We start from the raw sequence: 18754 nt of genomic DNA on the forward strand, positions 1-18754 counted from the left end.
CAATCCTGTGACGGCCAAGTAGTGTCATATTCAGTTGTAGTAAATCAGCCCATATTGCCGACCTGTTTGTTCAGATCCCCATCGCTGTCACCGGTGGACTGCTGTACATTGCCGGGAACAACCCAGCCAAACACTGGATCGTATACAGCTCCATTTCCGTTGCTGGAGCCGGGAACCGGGTCATTGCTGGGCGGCGTTTGCTCGGCGGGTGGGGCAGTGACCTCCGGAACTGACGGGTCAGGATTGACGGTATGCTCCTGACCAGGATCTTTGATTTCGGTCTTACCTTCCGGCACCGGAGGAGGTGTTTCTTTAGGCTTTTCGGTGTCAGTGAAGTCGATCACAACCTCATCCTCCGTTTGGGAGGTTACTTTGGGATATTCTTCTTTGGCGTCTGTGGACTGGCCGGGGGCATAAGCATCTGCTCCATTATCACCATCTGTCTGTGTGCCGCCATCTGACCAATCGCCGGTGACGCTGCTGGGTGGAGATTCATCCGGTCTAAAATCTCCGGTACGGTCGCGGCTTACGAACCAGCAGACACCCAGAATAGAGACGCAGAGGAGAGCCAGCGAGGAAACAATAAAGCCTTTGGATTGGAAAAACTTCTTCATATTTTACATACACTCCTTTTTTGCTGTTATATAAAGCCTATACGGTAGAATGTGCCGGGCTTTCAACAGTATTGTTAGAATTTTGTGTTGTGGTAGCCTGTCAGCTCCACCCGTTGGGTGATAGCCGGATAACTGTGACCGAACATCTGCACATAGAACTCCACATCACAGTAAAAGATGTACTCAACCCGTCCATCCTCTACATTGAACTCCAGGCTGATGTCGGAAACCTTGTAATCCTCCGTTGAAAGCGGAATCTTGGAGTCCAGGCCGCCTGCTACTGTAGCCTCCAGCATGTCGGTATAATCATTGCTGGAGTAAAGGGTATTTAGGTACTCTTCAAAGTTGGTTTCACGCTGGGAGCGGTAGGTGTCTGCATAAATTGTGCCGCTGAGGTTATTTAACTCCATTTTAGCGCCATTGCGGATGTTGATGCAGGTGATCCGGATGGAAGCGTACAGGAGCAGGAAGGAGATCAGCATCACGATACCTACCACAAAAAAGCAGGCGAAAAAGGTGATCTCGCCCCGTTCGTTTCGCAGCGACTGTTTCAGCCGCAGGAATATGCGTTTCATAGGTCACCTCACTTCCAGTAGTGCTCACTGACGCCGCTGCCACGGGCAACCACTGTGATGTTTACCAGGTCAAAATTCCAGAACCCACCCAGTTTGGCATCTCCCTCGATAGTAATGAAGAAGGGGGTGCCCAACTGGATGGCATTTGTCATACCGGATGGCCTGGGTGATGTGTAGGTAGCGTCAATGGAGTAGGAAATATTTTCGGCTCCTTCGATCTGAGAACTCAAAAATTCAAACAGCTCATCGGTCTCGCCGTTGACGCCGCCGGAAAGCTGGATCTGTTTGACCATCTGATCGGCGGCATGGTCAAGTTCCTGCTTGGTGGAAATGATGCTGAACAGGTCAATAATGAAGGCAAGAAGCAGGACGGCAATGAAGATAAAGACCACCGTACTGAAATAGTTGGCCTCGCCCCGCTCGTTGTTCAGCATCTTCCGGGCTTTTTGAAAGAGAATAGAAACCACCACCTTTACTTAAATTGAAAACAGCCGCTCCAAACCGGAGCGGCTGCTATGCAAAGTTTTGACTGTACCAAGTATAACAGATATGGATTTACGGCGAAAGGGCAGGACTGTGCCAATGTAGAGACAATTTTCTGCCAATTACAGCCCACCCTTAATAAAAGGAATCGCACCATAATGTCCAATCAAATAGCCTTTTTCCAGCTTGGTATCTTTACGAATAGAAAAAGCTTGGAGAGAGAACAGATCGGTAGCAGCGGTCAGTTCATCTTTTTCGGCAAACCAGATCTGATCTCTCCTCAGCACATCCAAGTCAAGAAGATTGGTATTGTGTGATGTGAAAATCAACTGGGCCCCATTTGGATTGAATTCCACGCTGTTAAAAAGTGAGACTAGATGCTTTGTCAGGAGGGGATGCAGATGAGCGTCCAGTTCGTCTACTACAAGGGGTGTTCCTTCATCCAGCACCTCTTTTACTATGCCAATCAGTTTGAAATAACTGTTGGTGCCATCAGATTCCTCTGCCATGTTCAGTGTGTAGGAAGATGTAACTGAAAATGAGAAACTGGACTTGGAGTATATCTGTTTTTTTCTCCCATTGACTGCAACAAGAAAAAGTGTTATTATGAATACATAAAATAAAGAAAAATTGAGTATTATAATAACAAGTGCAACAGAAAGGAGATCTGTATGGAAAAGATAAAGTACCGAGATTTGATCATGCAGTATCTGACTGCTCTGGAGCCAGATCAAACAATTACAACCGAACAGGTCGCACAGTATGTGGCGGAGCGACTTTTACTTGATGCGGCGATGGTAAAAAAGACAGTCAATGTAAATATGGCCCGGCTTGAAAAAGAGGGGCAGATTATGCGTCTAACCAAAGGGATTTACTGCAGGAGGGTGAAAACAGCATTTGGATATTATACTCCGGATAAAGAAACACTTTTTTGTAAGCAATTACTTCGGAAAGAAAACGAGATAATTGGATATGAAACAGGATTGTCGGCATTAAATCGCATTGGTCTTGTTTCTCAAATGCCAAGAAGGAGATGCATTGCAACCAACCTGCATACAAAACGAGTTCCGGAAGGAATGCAGATTGAGATTCGGAAACCGCCTATCGTAGTTAATTCTGACAATTTTCGGTATTTGCAAATTTTGGATGCAATCAGAGAACTGGATATGGCACCAGTAGATACTGCAAAGCCGATTGATGTGGTAAGAGCTACTGTTGAGGAATTCACATTGAAAACTGAGATGTTGATTCTGATGGCCAGAAAATATTATGGGCAAAAAACTTTGCTTCGGACCATAGACATTTTGTTGGAGGGTAGTTATGAAATTGCACGAGGATAAATTTGCTTTTTTGAATATTATCAATTTAATCCATGAGGCTAGCAGCATTAGGACTGATATTTTGGAGAAGGACTATTATGTTACACTACTGTTGAGGGAGTTAGCAGGGAAACAGGTAACGCTGCCAGCCTATTTTAAAGGCGGAACGGCCTTGTATAAAGCACAGAAAAGTATCCGCCGGTTTTCAGAGGATATTGACTTGACGGTGTGCATCGATAATTGCAGTAACAGCCAGGCTAAGAAACGGCTGGAGATGGCAACAAAGAAATATCAGGCCCTACCACGCACATCCAGAAAGGATCTCGAAGATGATCGGAAAGGTAGTATCACAACTGTCTATGATTATACTCCGCTTGTAGGCGTTGACTCGGATGATCCGCTCCAACGGTTTGGGTATGTCAAAGTAGAAGGTACATCCTTTACCGTCAGCGAGCCTTTTACACCGCTTGAAATTGAACCGATACTTTACACTTATGCTACCGAAGAACAGCGAAATATTCTTCAGTCACAATATAATGTTGCCCCTTTCATGATTAACACAATTCGGTTAGAGAGGATTTTTGCCGACAAGATTTTTGCTGCTGAATTCTATTATGAGCGTAAGATGTATTTTGATGTGGCAAAACATCTTTACGATGTCAGCGTCATGTTTGATTTAGAGCAGATTCAGGAAATGATTCAAAATCAGCAGACATTCCTTGAGATGCTGGGGTATAAAAGACTGGAAGAGACCCGAAGAACAGGCAGTGATCTGGCGGAAAAGAAGTTTTCTGATTTTCAGTTGCTCAGAGGGTTTTCTGATAATGAGGCACTTCGTAAGGACTATCAGAATATGCAGCGCAACTATGTTTTTGCGGAAGAAGATGCATTGTCTTTTGGTTTTGTGGTAGAGCAGTGGAAGAAACTTGGAGAGGTATTGCTTGCGCTTGAGTAAGTGCAGTATGACACTGGTGTCATAAAAACTGTGGACAAAAATTAGCCAGGGGAGCAGCGGTTTATCTGCTCCTCTGGCATTGCTTTGCTTACAGGTTCTGACGGATGATCCGGGTGATAATACCTACGGCCACACCCCGCTCCATATCCAGACGGGTGACGGCAAAAGATACATCGTCCTTTTTGCCGGGCATCCGGTAGTCATAGCAGGAGTGAGCTACCGCATTGACACCGTTGGAGAGGCGCACATAGACAACGCCCTTGTGGACATCTGTGACACGACCGGCATACTTGCCCTGGATACGGCACTTCTGCAGGTTGTCCCTGTCGGTATTCTCGGAAATACTCTTGATGTCAGCCTTGATGCCCAAGTCCTCCAGACTGTTGCGCCGCACGCTGAGAATACGGACCAGAACCTCATCGCCTACGGAAAAACGCTCATGGGCGTCACCGATCCAGTCCCAGGCAAGGTCACGGGCAAGGATGGAGGTTTCAACGCCGAAAACTTCCACGCGCACAACCTTTTCAGCCACTGCAATCACACGCGCCTGGACGATGCGGCCCTCATAGACACGGTACATACCGGCAGCATCCGTATCCAGATAGAAAATCTGGCGTTTGCGCAGCATGGCCTCCTTGCGGCTGGCAACTACGCTGCGAGTCTTGGAGTCGATACCACGCACGATGAAGTCAATGTCAGCACCCAGCATGTTGCCAAGGATCTTATTTTGGCGCAGCATAAGGTCGGTATATTCCTGACCGGAAGGGCTGCGGCCCAGATTGATCATCATTTCCTTGATAGGGATAATGACACGGAACCCCTTGTAATCCACAACTGCCACTGTCTTGCGGTTGTCCAGCTGTTCAATGCCGCCCAGCTTGCCGGTGATGATCTTGCGGGTACGGTAGGCATTATGGATCTCATGCCAGATTACATCATCTCGGTCTTCGGCAGTCTCGACATCATCCCGGTTGCGGATGGTAAGGACGGGAGCCTCGCCGCGCTGGGGGCGGGGCTGGCGCCGGGGAGGAGAGGGAATGGGTGCAGGAGCGGCAACTTCTTCCACAGCAGGAACGTCAGGCTCCACAGCAGGTTCCTCCGCAATAGAAAGGGTTTCGGCTGTATCCGCCGACACTGTTGTTTCGGTAGGAACTTCCTCTGAGACAGGTTCTTCAGGAGCAGCAGCTTCTTTCTTCTTCCGGCTGGTACGCTTGGGCTTTGGAGATGCAGGGGGTTCCTGCAAAGCGTCGGCGTTATCTTCGTAAACATCAGGCGGCTGCACATCAGAGTCTTCCGGCATATCAGTGGGAGCAGCGCTTTGATCGTCTGTTTCAGCAGGCGCATCCCCGAACATTTCCTCCTCGGTGAGTTCAGGAAGGGGATCTTCATTCATATCTTCGCCAGAGGTGTCCTGCTGGGGCTGATCCATCAGCCCCAGCAGTTCGTTCAAATCCAGACCATCGCCAGCGTCAGCAGGAAGGGATTCAGGTTGAGCGGTATCGACCAGCAGAGTTTCGCTTTCCGACATAACGGTTTCGGTAACAGGAGCGTCCTGTTCCAGAAGTTCTTTTTTCTTGGTTGCCATAGATTAAACCTCCTATGAATTTGATAGTTTTGTTTAAGACAGGATGGAATCCTTGTCTGTGGTAATAATGCCTTCCGGCGTACCGGCAGATTTGGGAGCCGGAGCCTCTTTGGGTGATTTATCTGTGGGGGATGCCGGTTTGGTGGTTTTGCGCTTTGCCGGTTTCTTTGCTGCCGGAGCCGGTTTCGGCGCGGGCTGCGGTGTTTTGGCGGCTTCTTCTTCCAAGCGGCGCCATTCCGGCACATGGGCAGATGCTTTGCAGGAACGCAGATACTTGGCTTCCGGATGTTTGGAGTAATCCATTTTGTCTACCTGCAGAACCTTCTTGCCGCGGATGATGATGAGTGCCTGATCCAGCGGGAGTCGCAGGACTTCATCAGGAGTAAGTACAGGGCGTTTTCCAACACCGGAGGTTTCACGAAACTCCGGTGTATAGTTGGAGATACGCCAGGTGCCCAGTTGTTTGGACTTACTGGATACTGCTACGGAGGCAAGCCCTGTCCTGGCAGAAATAAATTCGGCAGTAAGCTGGTCTGTACAGCCCAAAAACAACTGCGCGTCACAGTTTCCAATAATCTCCTGCCACAAATTCTGCGGGTATCTGTTCTGCAATCCTGCGAGATTTTGGAATACACAGGACATGGAGATATTCCGGGAGCGTATTACGCTGAGACGGCGGGAGAGGTCGGGGATCGTGCCGCACGCTGTCAGTTCTTCCCCAAGGATATGGACAGGCACAGGCAGTTTGCCACCCTCGCAGTTGTGGTCTGCATATCGCACCAGTTTGATGAAGCAGAAAGATAGAAACAGCGAGGCCAGAAAATCAAAGGTACTGTCCTGGTCGCTGGTAACGAGGAAGTAGGCACAAGGCTGCTGACCCGGAAGCTCCAGATCGATCTCATTCTTAGCGGTAATTTTCTTGATCAGTTCAGACTGGAATACCTGGAGGCGGCTGCCCAGACCGATAATCACGCCGCTTCGCACTGTGTCGCTGGCCTGCTTGAACAGGCTGTAGGGTGCTTTGGCAGGATGAGTGGAAGGAAGCGCTTCGAACAATGTGTCAAGTTGGGATTCCCCATTGAGGGTCAGCAGCCGGTAGACTTCGCCAATGTTGCGGTTTTCTTCCGCATAGCCTTGATCCACATACAGTACCAAGGCCTTGAGCAGATTCATCTCGCAGGCATCCCAGAAATGGTCGCTCTTGCCGTTGTTCGTGGTGTTCTTGATGATGACATCTACAAAAAGCTGAGCCATTAGTTCCTGTCCCTCAACTTCGGCAAGGCAACACCAGGAATCTGAGTTTTCAGGCGAAACGAGGTTGAATACCTTGACACAATAGCCCCGGCTGCGGAGAAATTCGCTTGACTTCTCGTACAATTCCGATTTGGGATCGCAGATGATCAGCGATTCTCCGGCGCCATTTTCGCCTCGGACAGTGGCCTGAAGAATACGATTCATACAAAACGAACGGGTTTTCATGGAGCCACTGGCGCCGTAGACTGCCAGATTGCCGTTGATTCTGGTATCTTCCGGTATGCAGACTGCTTTGCCATCCAGCATACCCAGTACAATACCCTTGTGCTTGCGCAGGTCGGGCACCAGATCCAGTACGCCGGACATCTCTTTGCGGGACATCCAGCCGGAGGTGCCATAAGTGCCTTTGGCGGAGTAGGAGAAATTACGGTCTTCATCATACTCGCCGGCATCACCATATCCCATGCGCATGACCATGATGAGCAGCACTGCTAACAAGCCAATGCAGATCAAAATGCCATACACGCCATAAGGCGGTCGGAGCACAGAGGAAAGGCAGAGAAGGAAGTCGGGCGAAGCGGCCAGCGGTGAAGTACCATCGCCGGGAATGCCGCCGCCCTGTTTCCAGGTTGCATAGTTACCCAAAAGCTGTGCCAGAAAGCCGCCTGCGTATAGGATTGCAAGAATGGCAAAGGGCGCTGCAATCAGGCTCACGATCAGTTTTTTCTTGTTTATGGGAACAACCTCCCCTCGAATTTTGTGAAGTCAATGGTCTGGAAGCGCACTCGGGAACCGCAGTAACTGCGAAGTACCTCTGTCTGGAAGTCAAAGCAGATCAGTGTGCCCGGGCGCTCGGATAGTTCGAGAGAGGTGTTAAAGCGTGCGATACGGGGCAGATCGCAGAAATAGCCAAACAGGACTGGTGAGCCATCTGGTGAAATGCCGTCATGCTCAATAGCCAGCCCGGGTTGCCTCGCCGTAAGACCTTGGAGCAGAATACGGTCCAGCTCCGCAGTTTTCCCAGGGTCGCACAATAGTGCCAGTGTCACCTCCCCCTGATGGTCGTTGGTAAGATAAAGAAAATGCTCATAGCTGCCATCCAGCATGAAGAAATCATGTTTGCGACCTCCGGTGCTGGTCAAAATCTGATAAGCCAGATCCATGCTGTTGCCCAGAATCAGTCCATGAACATCCTCATGGCGAAACTGTGAGGACAGGCGTTGTTGGCAGATTACACTCCAGATCAATGCTTTGACCCGCATTTCCGATTTGTAGCGCCATTTCATCAGGGCGCTACTGCTGTTGTAGGTCACGAAGATGCCGGAGGGCGCAAGGAGTATTCCGGTGGAGCGGGAACTGCGGATCTTCGTGGTGTCAATCCCCATTTCTTTCACTTCTCTGGAACTGAAAAAAGCAGGATAGACAATCCTGCCACCAGCGTAACCCTCCGGCGCAAAAATTGCCGGTTTTTCATCCCGATACACACATACACCCGCATTATCCATGGTCACATAGGTTTCTGCCAGGCGGTGTAGCCGGAGTCTTCGGTCAATTTCGCATTTCAAACGGTTGGTGTCGGTATCTCCTGTCAGGTAGCTGGCAAACCTGTCCGGCCGGCTTTCCAGCAGAGTGGCTTTGGCTCGCGGCCCCAGACGGTAGCCGCGTAGTTTATCCCGGTAATAGGTACGCAGCAGCCCGTCTTTTTTCAGTGCAGTGACAACAGACTCCAGATAATATGGACTGCCGGGAAGTCTGTTAAGCTGGTCTGTGGGGAACTCGCCGGAGATGGCAGTCAGAGAGAGAAGCCTGTACGCCATCGTGTCTGGCTGTGGGAATTTCCCAAGTGATCACCTCCTTGTGGTGTGTGGCTTTTACCGAGACTGCAAGGAACTTCGGTAAAAATCCGTGGTGTAACGACAGAAAAAAGCCCCGAAATCCGGGGCGAAATACGATGTTGCGGCAGGTCGGACAAGCAATGGCTGAAAATGCTCAAAAATCCGAGATGGATTTTAGGGTGTTTTCATGCTCAGCAAGCCAGGCGGGAAACCGCTTTTTTTCCATGACACTGATTCTGGTACAGTCCTTTTCGCCCAGCGCAGCGGTGTTGTAGGCATCGCAGAGCAGGCCGGTATCGTCAGCCATGACGAAGGTGGAGAGGACATCCAGAAGCTGCTTTTCTTCCAGATTGTCGTAGTCACGGATACGCCGGGTGGGAAGGCACTGGTCATAAACCTGCGTAAAGCACACCACACAATCGCTGAAGTGGGGCATGGGATGCTCTTTGGCGTATTGCTCCAATGAGAAGTAGAACGGGTCGAGCAGAAACTCAGTGTTTTGTCTCTGCTTGCGTTTTGGGAGCAGCCCGGGCAGGGTGACCTCCAGTACACCGTCCTCATAGACAACCTCAATTCCGTGTACAATACCGGCGGATGTCAGGTAATCGCCTTTGTGGATGGTGGTGCTGGAATATATCAAATGCCGCAGCCTGCAGGCAATTTTCTCTGCCCGTAGGGCGGCGTCAGTGGATAAGACTTCATAGTTGTCCGGATAGCGCTGAATATCCGTGGTATCCATCGCGTAAAGAGCATTGCTCAAACGGGATATATCATCAAGAATGCTTCCAATCCGGTGTGAGATGATTTTTCGTTCCAATCAAGTTCCTCCTGTTTTCTTAAAGTAATGCACCTGGCCCGCTGCATCCACGGTGCAGAAACCGGAAATGCCAGGGCAGTCAATGCGGCGAATGTCTTCCGGATTATCGACCAAAATGATGCGGCGTCCACCGCTGCGGTCATCCCGAAGCGCATGGTTGATCAGGGCCTCCTGGCCGGAAGCTGCGTAGACGATTTCGTATAGTTCACCGTTTGCAAAGAAGATAAGCTTGACCGGAAAATCACCGGGAGCATGGTATTCCACCTGCCCGATAAAATCCAAGAGTACCCAGGCAGCCCGTATCAGAGAGTTGTCTGATTTTGCTGCCCAACCAGACGGAAAGTAACCGCCTGTATCAGTTTGAAAAATACGGCCCTGCTTTTGCAGATGGGAGAGCAGGGTCTTGATGATTTCTTCTTTGTCAGGGTGAAAGCAAAGAAGCTGCTGCATATTGAGACCGGGATACATCGTGACGATCCGCAGCAGAGCCGCAGCTTCATTTCCATAGATTTCAGCCCTGGTCTTCATGGGTATCACCTCCAATGGCGTAATATAGGCGTATTCAAGACGCATTAAATAGGAAGGAAAGCCAGTCAGTGTAAGCCAAAAAGATGATCTGGCTGGCAAAACTGGTTTTTAGGCGTAATACAGACGCAAAGCAGACGCATAGCGGCGTCTGGAAGGAAAGTTGCACATGGGAATCACCTCGCTTTTCAAATTGTTATATCTGCTGTTCGGCAGATGTGGATTGTTCACGGCGTTTTCGCTCTACGATTTCACGCAGCTCGCGGCGGTCGGTAGTGATCAGATCCTTTTCCAGAGGGCTGGCTTTGAACTCCACCATAATATTGTTGTTATTGGTAGAAATCAGACCGTGACCTCTTTCAAAGTGAGTGATCTCCATTGTTTCAGCATCGGACAGGTGCAGGGCTTCCTGTACCCGCTGGGCTTCGTCGTCCTCCAGATTCAGAATGATCTTGGTCTTGGAGTTGTTGATGATGCCCTTACCAAATCTGCCGCCGTCAAGGTCAAAGAAATCGGCAAGATCCTGGCTTGCAAAAATCGAGGCGCCACCGTAACCGCGTATGGTTTTGGCAATTTCCAAAAGAAAATCGCCGGCCAATCTTACACCAGCAGCACCGGCGCCGGATAGAAGCTGCCAACACTCATCGATGAAGATGGCTTTTTCTTCTGTACGGTCGGCTTTGGCTCTGTCCCAAACAAAGTCCAGCGCCACAAACATACCTACGGTGAGCAGGTCTCCGGTGAGGGAGGAAATATCCAAAACAGTGTACTTGTTGTCGAGCCGAACATTGGTCTGCTTATTGAAGGTGCTGGCGCTTCCGTTTACCAGACGATTTAGGATGTGGGCCATGCGCATCGTTTCCTTGGAGGTTTTCAAAATTTCGTACAGGTCACCAAGCACCGGCATCTCACGGTACTGGCCGGGCTTTGCAGGGTCTTCCAAAGAGGCATTATCATGAGTGATGCCTTTTGTGTTATAGGTACGAACAAGGGCTTCGTCCAAAAGCTGTCGTTCCTCGTGAGACATATCGGGGATCAGCAGACTGAAAAATATGTGGAGCTGCTGGATCTTTGCTGCAAGTTCAGATAACTGGATGCCTGGACCGTCCAGAAGTTCATTCACCGAGCGGTCTACCCGCCGAATCTCCATGACATTGATGCAGTGGGGACTGGCCGGTGAAATCTGGATAAAGGAGCCGCCCACATTGGAGCAGGCGCGATGGAATTCATGGCCTTTTAGGGGCGCAACAATGAAAATGGGGATATTTTTCCGCCTCATTCGCAGCGCCATCAACTGCATGGTAAAGGTTTTGCCGGCTCCGCTCGTGCCAAGGATCGACATATTGGCGTTCTTATAGACCGCAGAATTGAAGATGTCCACGATAATAAGGGAACTGTTGTACTTGTTGACACCCAGCAGGATACCGTTATCATCACACATCTCATAGGATGTAAAGGGATAACAGCTTGCCGCACCGCCTGTCAGCAGGTTGCGCTTACCCCGCTCATACAGTTTCTTTTCCATTGCCACCAATGGCAGGGCAGATAAAAACGCCTGTTCCTCCCGAAAATGGCAGGTGCAGGCGTTCATGTCCTGTGAGAGCAGGAGCTTTTTCATTTCGCTGACCTTCCATTCCAAGTCTTCCTCGTTGGAGGCAGTAATGGTAATCAGCAAATTCAAGTAATAGAAGTCCTCGTTGTTGGCAAGGCCCTCTTTGAGAAAGTACCCGCTTCGGATAGCGCCATCAATGTCATCAAAGTCGGTATTGGTGTCGCTGGTGTCCTTGATTTTGGAACGGTTGATACGCAGCTGCTGTCCGACTTTCTGGATGATGGTTTCTTTGGGCTGACGGGAGAGGAACATATCCATATCGATCCCGTCACCGGCATTGACGATAAGACTGAGCCAGCCGGCTGGAACCTGCGTTTTGTAGCCATCAGAGGGCACCAGCAAATAAGCATAATACAGACCGTCAATGCAGATATGGTGACCATGCGTGAAGTCAATGCTTTTTGGTGCACAGAATTCGGTGGCAGGGATATGGTCGATCTCACTGTCGCGCCCTTTGGCAAGGTACTCAGCCACAACCTCCTGTGCCCGGACGGAGAGCGGCTTTACAGCACTTTCATTTCTGCAGAGCAGGTTATAGAGGACATCTACGGTAAACTCATCCCAGTTTTCCGGAACGATGACCTCGTTACCGCACTGACGGAGGTAGTTGGTAGCAGTATGGACTGCACTTTGCAGGGCATTGATTGCCTCGCCTTCTTCATCAGAGCGCTTGGTGTTGCTCCACGGCTCATATTCAAAAATCAGGAAGAAACGTCGGGTAATTGCCTCACGGGAACCGATCTGCTGAACGAACTGGAGGTAGTCTTCCTGCATGAGCAGACACTGTTCATTGGTCTCCTGTTCCATCTCCTTCCGAACGGTATCCAGATGGCGGTTGATCTCTGCCCGACGTGTCAGTACCTTGATTTGCAGCTTGATGGGGCTGATTTTCAAGTAGGATACAAAGGAATAGATGATGTTCCGCTGTTCCTGGGCGCTGCGCAGCATAAAATTGATGGGTACTACCTCGACGACCTTGACATAGCGGTGGTCCTTCGTGTAGATGATGCCGTTTTCAATTTTGGAAATCGGCAGATAATCTGCTACCGGGTTAAGGCAGGCGGGCTTCGGCTCCTGAGTGCGGATAGGGCGTTTTACTTTGCGCTCCTTGGAGACCTTCTTTTTTTGCTTGGCGGCTTTCTTCTCCTTGGCAGGCTTCTGCTTTTTCACAGGACGGAGTTTTTGGCGGATCTCGTAGCTACGAACTTCATCAAACTCCGCTGGGAAATCCTCTCTGCCGGAGCGCCGTGACCGCCTGGGAGCCTTATCGGGCTTGTGTGCCTTCTTTTTAATATGCTTGCCGCCATGCTCTGCCGCAGAAACCGCATCTTCTGCGCTGTTACCGCCTACAATGCGGCGGTTTCGCAGGTACTTTATGAAAATCAGCAGAAAAGAGGAAAGGCTCTCACCGGAAATTCCGATAAGCGCCACCAATGCTGCTGGCAGTGCGGTCAGGCACAAAGCGATGATACGGGCAGTCAGGCCAAGAGGAAGCAATGAAAAAACCGGCACACCAATGGCAAATGCCAGGATGCCGGCTTCAATTACATTGCGGGCTTTGAACATACCACCGAAGAAGGTGCCTGACTCGATGAAATTCGGTGGTATTATGTAGGTATCTCGGTCGATTTTATGATTCATGATTAACCTCGTTTCCGAAGCCGGGCGGGCACATCAGCCGATAATCCAGAACGGACCGCCAGCTCCAGCGCGCCGGCTGGCCTCATTTAAGATAATGGACAGATCCCAGAGCTGTTCGCTCCGTGTGTAACTGGCAGGGTCAGCCACCATGATCTTGCCGTCTTTTACGCCACGCAGGACAATGAAGTGACCGGAAGAGGTAAAGTGGCCTTCAGACATGATTGCTACTACCAGTTTACCATTAGCCAGTGCGTCTGTGATGCGCTGTGGTTCCGCAGTGGTACAGCCGGAAACCGGAAGCCCCCATTCCCCAGCGGCGGCAGGTATCAGCGCATGGTAAGAACCACTGCTTTTACACCAGTAGCCGTTGTTGTAAGACCACTCGGCCATCTCCACAGGGTCAACCATATCGTCCGTCAGAGAGGACACCACGATTGCCATAGCGGTAGGGCCGCAGCCATAACCGCCAATATTGTCCGTACCATATGCTTTACCGGCATAGCGTTCATCCAGCTGATTGTAGTAAACAACAGGTGTGATCCCGTCGGTGAAAGTAACATCGCCCAGAGCGGTGATGCTGTTTCCGGTCCACGCTTCCAGATTTTGCAGCAGACCATCGCCCAAGAACAGGCTTAGGTTGGAAGCGTAATCAGATGCAAGCTCCTTTTGGTCATCGGTAAGCTGGAATACAACATCAGAAAAATAGGACTCACCGTTGTAACGGACAGTATAGACCATCCATGTTTCGGACACCGTTGTTTCTTCCCCAGTCTCCGGATCAGTCACGGTGCTCTCACGAATCTCTTGCTTGCTGGTGTAGGAATATAGATGCTGCTTGTTTTCCCGCAGGGTGGCGGCAAGGTCATTCAGAGAAATGCTTTCAAAATCCTTGTCTTTGGCCGCACAATACTGAGAGATAAACAGGTTGGCGTTATAAATAGGACCGCCGGAATAGGCATTTTTGACCTCCATATGGTCGGCTCCCGATGCCGCAAAGTCAGCTTCGATCCGGGCAAGTACATCATCCAGTGCCTCACCCAAGATGCCGTTGAGGGTAAAGGTGATCTCGTTGGCGTTCTCAATAATCGCTGTTTCGCTATTCAAAATCGGAATTTCGGAGTCAGATGGCGAAAAGGCATTGGTCAGTCCACCGAAAATAAGACCAGGGAGCATGAGAACAAATAATACCGGCAGCATAAGCAGGGCAATGACTGCCACAATGATTTTTCCGATATGCTTCCGACCTGCCCACACTGCGCCTGCAGCTGCACCGTAAGGACCGCCTGCGGCAGCGCCTTTGGCAGCGGAGGAAATAGCTTTTCCAGTTTTGATTGCGCCGCAGATGGTATGCGCTGCGGAGGTGCCGGTCTCCACAGCTTCGGAAAAACTGCTTTTTTGATCTTCTGGCATTTATATCTTGTCCTTTCTCCTCGGGGCTGGAGGCAGCTTTTTGACAATGGACTCGTTGAAGGCGATAGAACCGTCAGGAGCCATATAGGGCGATTTGTCAACAGCATCCACAGCGTACTGCTTATACCATGCTGTGCCATCCACGGCATGAACGGTGGTGTATTGGCCTTCCGGGGCAACATATTGGTCTGCGTGGTACATACCAAAGGAGATGCCTTCGGGATGCTCCGCAGTCACTTCTGTGCCGGTGATGTGGCCGCCGCCGATTTCGACATTTTGGAAGGTCGGAACATTTTCAGCTCCGGATTCCAGTGCCGCATATCCCATGTAAGAGTGCAGGGCTTCGGCGGCTTTTTCACCGGAAATGGAACCCATCTGGCTGATACTGCCCGTGGCTACGCTGCCGATTACATTGTTGGCAAAATTGCCGCCCTTACTGACGGAAGAAGCGTACATATGGCCGCCGATCCCTCCGGCTGCAGCATCGCCTAAAAGACTGCCAAGACCGGAAGGCTTGGAGCCGGGAGTTGTGGTGGCTGTTTTGATGGCGCTGTTTGTGACTTTTCGGCTCACCACTCCAGCAAGACCGCCGCTGGCAAACCCTGCTCCAAAGCCGCCGCTGCCTTTACCACCGTTTGCGTTGACATTGGTGGAACTGCTGTTTCTCCCGCCGCCAAAGTGGTGACTGGAAAAGTTCTTGATGCCGCCGATGCCTCTGGCAGCGATCATAGCCTCAGCCAGCATGCTGCCGCCGGTATGTCCTACATTGACACCAAGACTGGAGAGGAAGGAATCGATTTTCTGGCCGACTTTGAGAAAGCCGATAGCACAGAGAAACCAGATAAACACATTGCCGGAAACGGCTTCTTTTCCCACAGCGTCTACCTGAGCTTGCACATCGCTTTCGGAGATAGCGGCAAAAGCCGGCTGGCAGAGCAGGCAGGAGAGAATTGCGACTGTAAAGGCCGCAAACAAAAATTTTTTGAGTTTCTTCAAGGATAAGACCTCCTTACAACGAAAGCGGGTTCGCAAGGAAGGACCCCACCATGCTTGTGAACAGGCGCAGGCACCAGGCGTTCATGACCAATAGGAAAATTTGGCCGCCAAGCATCCGGCACCAGGATTTCCAGATGTTTGCTGTGGTCTGGCTGGCGCCCATAGAAAAAGCCACAGGAGCCGTGTAGACCAGTACACCGAGCAGCACATACCGTTCGGCTGCCTCGAATAGAAGTTTTAGGTAGTTCCAGGCCAGGATGAGAACCAAAATCAAGGTAATCAGCGCCACAGCCCCATTGGCACACACACCGATGATGACCAGCATCACGGAATTGAAGTCTGCAAAGCTTAATGCAGGAAGGTCGGACTCCATGATCCAGTGGTAGGGGGTGCCGCCGATGGTAAGAACAATATTGACGATCTCATCTGAAAAGAGCGTCAGCAGGATAAAAATAACGGAACGGATACTCAGCTTTACCGGGTCTTCTGCTTCCACACCTGCGCCAAGACCGAAGTTTTTGAATAACTGCCAGACCCAGTTGAGCAGGATGATCCCGATTGCCAGAGCCACGAAAACAGAGTACATAGTCTCTGCTGCGGGAAAATAACGCAGAAATACAGCCATATCACAGCCCAGCGCACCCAAAACCGATGTGGTCACCAGATCAAGACCGGCCATTACCTGTTCTGCGATCCATTCCACTATGCCGTCTAAAATGCCCATAAATGCAAGCCTCCTTTCCGGCGAGCAATCAGACGGTCAATCAGCCTGTCCATTGTCCGCCACTAAAGAGCGGCGTCACATACGCCATGATAAAGCCCAAGCCATTGAGGATAGCCCAGGTGATACAGATTCGTTTGAGCCAGGCGCGGCTTTCATCCACCGTCCGTCCGGAACGGGAGAAGTTCATGAGCAGCAAGGCTACCGAAGCAGTGACGATGGCGGCGATAGTGGAGATGGCAAGGATTTGGGTGTATACATCCTGCATGATCTCTTTGGCCTTGGTCCATACATCTGTTGCCGCATAAGCCGGCTGGCAGAACATCATGGACATCATCACACACAGGAAGGCGCTGTAAGCTACTTTGGGCAGCGAAAGCCTGCGCTTGGACTGGGTATCCGGCTCCTGAAGCTGCGGAGTTTGAGGGGTTTTCGTTTTCTTCAATTTGCGATCCTCCAATTCTGAATGATTTTTTGATGCTCAATAGGGAACAGAAAAACCCACACCTGTCAAAACAAATGTGGGCTTTCAAATGGCCGGGCGGCCATCTGGGCAGCAAAAAAGCACCCGGATGAAAGGTGCCGTTACTGTCCTGTTCGGTTTTGGGTGCAAGTTTGAGCATATTCAGTTTAACACATCGGTATTTACACTGAAAGAGCAGAACCATGCCAATTTTGTTCCCGAATTGTGCCAATTATTTGCCCGATTGTCCGGAAGGTGATTTTGTCTCTGGAAAGAACTGTTCCAGCATGTCTAAACTGTCCTTGGAGGTATAGCCCCAAAGGACGGAACTGAGGGCTTCAATAGCTTCCCGGCGTTTGCGGTAGTAGGTTCTGAAACTGATGTCACGAATGTGCGGTCGCAGGGTCTCGATGATTTCCTCAACATTTTTGAGCTGCTGGGGCGAGAGGAAGGAGTAGTACAGCAGCCAGTAATATGCCTCACCGTTTTTGTGCTTGGTACGCAGCAATTCGACTGCGGAATCCAGCAGCTTGAGCATTTTGTGGCTGCGTTCAATGCACTTGGCATGATGCTCAATGTCACTTCCGGCCAGATCGGCGCCGGCCAGATAGACTGAATCCAGAAAATCCTCGATGGAGGTGCCATACTCGATCTCAAACTTGGTGCGGACATGCTGGACAGAAAGCTCCAGACTCCACACAACATCCCGGTATTTTTTCAGCAGTTTCCAGGTATCATGGTACAGGGGATTATCAGCAACATCAGGTTCAACAAATTTTCTCATTTCAAGTTCCTCCTATTTTCGTGCTCCTCAAAGGGAGTGAGTGTAAGTTCAAAAGTGGCGATTGAAGTGTTTGTGCCGCAGAGGATGGTCAGACCAAAGTGGGCTGTGGATTTCCCTCGCGCACGCGGAATCAACTCTTCCCAGCAGTCGTCCGATAAGGGATATAACTTATAGCGGGAGAGTGGGCAAGAAAAGCAGGAAATCCCTTGCGTAGATAGGATGTCAGCCATCTTGCGGAGTATCGTTTCAATGTGCGATTTTGAAACGCTGGAAAGTGCATCCGAAACAATGATCTCATGCTCAGAGATGGAATGGCTCTCTTCGGTTTCAGCAGTTTCCGGAAGCTCCAGATGAATGTTTAAGGTCATGGCAACTTCCTCCTTGTCGATTAAAACATCGGAAATCTCAAACATGGTGGATAGGTAGTTCTGCAGGTAGATCACGCTTCCATGCCGGCCGGGAAACGACATGATAGAGATATACCCAAGACCGTCCAGCTTTTTCAGTATCCGGCATACGGTAGCGCGTGACAGCCCCCAGCGGCAGGAGAGTTCGGTATAACTGACCAACGGGTTTCCTGTACCATTGCGAAAGTAGGCTACCGGGCCGACCTCTGACCCCTGCACCTGCGTATCGTTGTAGACAGCGGATACCCACAGATCCAGAACGATGTCCATTTCAGAGCAGCGGGCAGAGCTGACCAGTTCCAGGGCAACAGAGACTGGCAGGAAGAAAAAACCGGTATCCTTTTGGCATGGGGCATTGTACTCCAGTGCGGAATTGTGGCGGGCCCAGTGGAGGATTTTATATTTTACTACATTGCCACGGCCCAGCAGTGTATAGGAAATCAAGTGCTGCTTCTGAAGGGTATCCAGCATGGACAGCGCCTGCCGATGAAAGCGGGTGCGGAACCAGCAAGACAGTTCCTTGACGGTGCACACCCATTCGCCGGGCGAGACTGTATAACTGATCCCGTCAATACGGCGATATGAGGTGCGGAAGTTTGCATAGCTGCAAAGTACAGTAAAATGAAAAAGGCCGGAGCCTCCGTTTATGCGGATGCTCCGGTCGTTGATCAGTTTGTGGATGAACTCACGATAAATCCGGCATCGTGGGTAATCTACCACTTGTTTAATTTGAAGTTGGTATTCTGGCATGACAGTCT

At 50.4% G+C, this 18754-nt stretch carries 18 protein-coding genes; 2 read left to right on the forward strand and 16 right to left on the reverse strand.

Going from position 1 to position 18754, the window contains the following annotated elements:
* Positions 1–44 precede the first annotated feature (44 nt).
* From DW724_RS00845 to DW724_RS16195, 4 genes are all read right to left on the reverse strand, one after another.
* Complete coding sequence (locus DW724_RS00845; RefSeq protein WP_003499631.1) at positions 45–614, reverse strand: DUF6550 family protein; 570 nt, start codon at positions 612–614, stop codon at positions 45–47.
* A 74-nt stretch (positions 615–688) separates the two neighbouring features.
* A complete protein-coding gene (locus DW724_RS00850; protein ID WP_003499630.1) occupies positions 689–1189 on the reverse strand; it encodes a hypothetical protein in 501 nt (166 codons plus the stop codon).
* 8 nt (positions 1190–1197) lie between these two features.
* Positions 1198–1623, reverse strand: a complete 426-nt coding sequence (locus DW724_RS00855) for a DUF4320 family protein (RefSeq protein WP_044911222.1) — start codon at positions 1621–1623, stop codon at positions 1198–1200.
* 171 nt (positions 1624–1794) lie between these two features.
* Positions 1795–2406 (reverse strand): AAA family ATPase, encoded by a 612-nt coding sequence (locus DW724_RS16195; RefSeq protein WP_049941638.1) that lies wholly within the window; start codon positions 2404–2406, stop codon positions 1795–1797.
* Between DW724_RS16195 and DW724_RS00865 the strand changes: the two genes are divergently transcribed.
* Positions 2344–3012: a DUF6088 family protein gene (locus DW724_RS00865; RefSeq protein ID WP_003499627.1), complete on the forward strand. Its 669-nt coding sequence runs from the start codon at positions 2344–2346 to the stop codon at positions 3010–3012. The genes DW724_RS16195 and DW724_RS00865 overlap by 63 nt on opposite strands.
* The gene (locus DW724_RS00870; RefSeq protein ID WP_118760348.1) at positions 2993–3946 is read left to right on the forward strand and encodes a nucleotidyl transferase AbiEii/AbiGii toxin family protein; all 954 of its coding nucleotides are present in this window, start codon (positions 2993–2995) and stop codon (positions 3944–3946) included. Before DW724_RS00865 ends, DW724_RS00870 begins: the two co-directional genes overlap by 20 nt.
* 88 nt (positions 3947–4034) lie before the next feature.
* Here DW724_RS00870 and DW724_RS00875 read toward each other — a convergent pair whose 3' ends face one another.
* From DW724_RS00875 to DW724_RS00935, 12 genes are all read right to left on the reverse strand, one after another.
* Positions 4035–5531, reverse strand: a complete 1497-nt coding sequence (locus DW724_RS00875) for a S1 RNA-binding domain-containing protein (RefSeq protein ID WP_003499623.1) — start codon at positions 5529–5531, stop codon at positions 4035–4037.
* 33 nt (positions 5532–5564) lie between these two features.
* Positions 5565–7499 (reverse strand): VirD4-like conjugal transfer protein, CD1115 family, encoded by a 1935-nt coding sequence (locus DW724_RS00880; RefSeq protein WP_118760349.1) that lies wholly within the window; start codon positions 7497–7499, stop codon positions 5565–5567.
* A gap of 17 nt (positions 7500–7516) precedes the next feature.
* Positions 7517–8602, reverse strand: coding sequence for a hypothetical protein (locus DW724_RS00885; RefSeq protein ID WP_118760350.1), 1086 nt, complete (start codon positions 8600–8602; stop codon positions 7517–7519).
* Positions 8603–8774: 172 nt separating this feature from the next.
* Positions 8775–9437 carry a DUF6100 family protein gene (locus DW724_RS00890; RefSeq protein WP_003499617.1) on the reverse strand — a complete coding sequence of 221 codons (663 nt, stop codon included), beginning with the start codon at positions 9435–9437 and terminating at the stop codon, positions 8775–8777.
* The gene (locus DW724_RS00895) at positions 9438–9965 is read right to left on the reverse strand and encodes a DUF5697 family protein (protein WP_202183492.1); all 528 of its coding nucleotides are present in this window, start codon (positions 9963–9965) and stop codon (positions 9438–9440) included.
* A 193-nt stretch (positions 9966–10158) separates the two neighbouring features.
* Positions 10159–13215 (reverse strand): VirB4 family type IV secretion system protein, encoded by a 3057-nt coding sequence (locus tag DW724_RS00900; RefSeq protein ID WP_118760352.1) that lies wholly within the window; start codon positions 13213–13215, stop codon positions 10159–10161.
* Between the two features lie 33 nt (positions 13216–13248).
* Entirely contained in the window at positions 13249–14625 is a 1377-nt protein-coding gene (locus DW724_RS00905) for a C39 family peptidase (protein ID WP_118760353.1), read from the reverse strand.
* Positions 14626–15621 carry a hypothetical protein gene (locus DW724_RS00910; RefSeq protein ID WP_118760354.1) on the reverse strand — a complete coding sequence of 332 codons (996 nt, stop codon included), beginning with the start codon at positions 15619–15621 and terminating at the stop codon, positions 14626–14628.
* 13 nt (positions 15622–15634) lie between these two features.
* Positions 15635–16345, reverse strand: coding sequence for a hypothetical protein (locus DW724_RS00915; RefSeq protein ID WP_003499607.1), 711 nt, complete (start codon positions 16343–16345; stop codon positions 15635–15637).
* Positions 16346–16385: 40 nt separating this feature from the next.
* The gene (locus DW724_RS00920) at positions 16386–16787 is read right to left on the reverse strand and encodes a hypothetical protein (RefSeq protein WP_003499603.1); all 402 of its coding nucleotides are present in this window, start codon (positions 16785–16787) and stop codon (positions 16386–16388) included.
* Between the two features lie 250 nt (positions 16788–17037).
* Positions 17038–17589 carry a hypothetical protein gene (locus DW724_RS00930; RefSeq protein ID WP_118024152.1) on the reverse strand — a complete coding sequence of 184 codons (552 nt, stop codon included), beginning with the start codon at positions 17587–17589 and terminating at the stop codon, positions 17038–17040.
* Positions 17586–18746, reverse strand: coding sequence for a hypothetical protein (locus DW724_RS00935; RefSeq protein ID WP_003499594.1), 1161 nt, complete (start codon positions 18744–18746; stop codon positions 17586–17588). The genes DW724_RS00930 and DW724_RS00935 overlap by 4 nt, the downstream gene beginning before the upstream one ends.
* Between the last annotated feature and the right edge of the window lie 8 nt (positions 18747–18754).

The organism is Butyricicoccus sp. AM27-36, assembly GCF_003480945.1.
Classification (GTDB): Bacteria; Bacillota; Clostridia; order Oscillospirales; family Butyricicoccaceae; genus Agathobaculum; species Agathobaculum butyriciproducens.

Coding starts and splice junctions, on each gene's coding strand:
- DW724_RS00845 (WP_003499631.1), bottom strand. CDS start 614: ATGAAGAAGTTTTTCCAATCCAAAGGCTTTATTGTTTCCTCGCTGGCT.
- DW724_RS00850 (WP_003499630.1), bottom strand. CDS start 1,189: ATGAAACGCATATTCCTGCGGCTGAAACAGTCGCTGCGAAACGAACGG.
- DW724_RS00855 (WP_044911222.1), bottom strand. CDS start 1,623: ATGCTGAACAACGAGCGGGGCGAGGCCAACTATTTCAGTACGGTGGTC.
- DW724_RS00865 (WP_003499627.1), top strand. CDS start 2,344: ATGGAAAAGATAAAGTACCGAGATTTGATCATGCAGTATCTGACTGCT.
- DW724_RS00870 (WP_118760348.1), top strand. CDS start 2,993: ATGAAATTGCACGAGGATAAATTTGCTTTTTTGAATATTATCAATTTA.
- DW724_RS00875 (WP_003499623.1), bottom strand. CDS start 5,531: ATGGCAACCAAGAAAAAAGAACTTCTGGAACAGGACGCTCCTGTTACC.
- DW724_RS00885 (WP_118760350.1), bottom strand. CDS start 8,602: ATGGCGTACAGGCTTCTCTCTCTGACTGCCATCTCCGGCGAGTTCCCC.
- DW724_RS00895 (WP_202183492.1), bottom strand. CDS start 9,965: ATGAAGACCAGGGCTGAAATCTATGGAAATGAAGCTGCGGCTCTGCTG.
- DW724_RS00900 (WP_118760352.1), bottom strand. CDS start 13,215: ATGAATCATAAAATCGACCGAGATACCTACATAATACCACCGAATTTC.
- DW724_RS00905 (WP_118760353.1), bottom strand. CDS start 14,625: ATGCCAGAAGATCAAAAAAGCAGTTTTTCCGAAGCTGTGGAGACCGGC.
- DW724_RS00915 (WP_003499607.1), bottom strand. CDS start 16,345: ATGGGCATTTTAGACGGCATAGTGGAATGGATCGCAGAACAGGTAATG.
- DW724_RS00930 (WP_118024152.1), bottom strand. CDS start 17,589: ATGAGAAAATTTGTTGAACCTGATGTTGCTGATAATCCCCTGTACCAT.
- DW724_RS00935 (WP_003499594.1), bottom strand. CDS start 18,746: ATGCCAGAATACCAACTTCAAATTAAACAAGTGGTAGATTACCCACGA.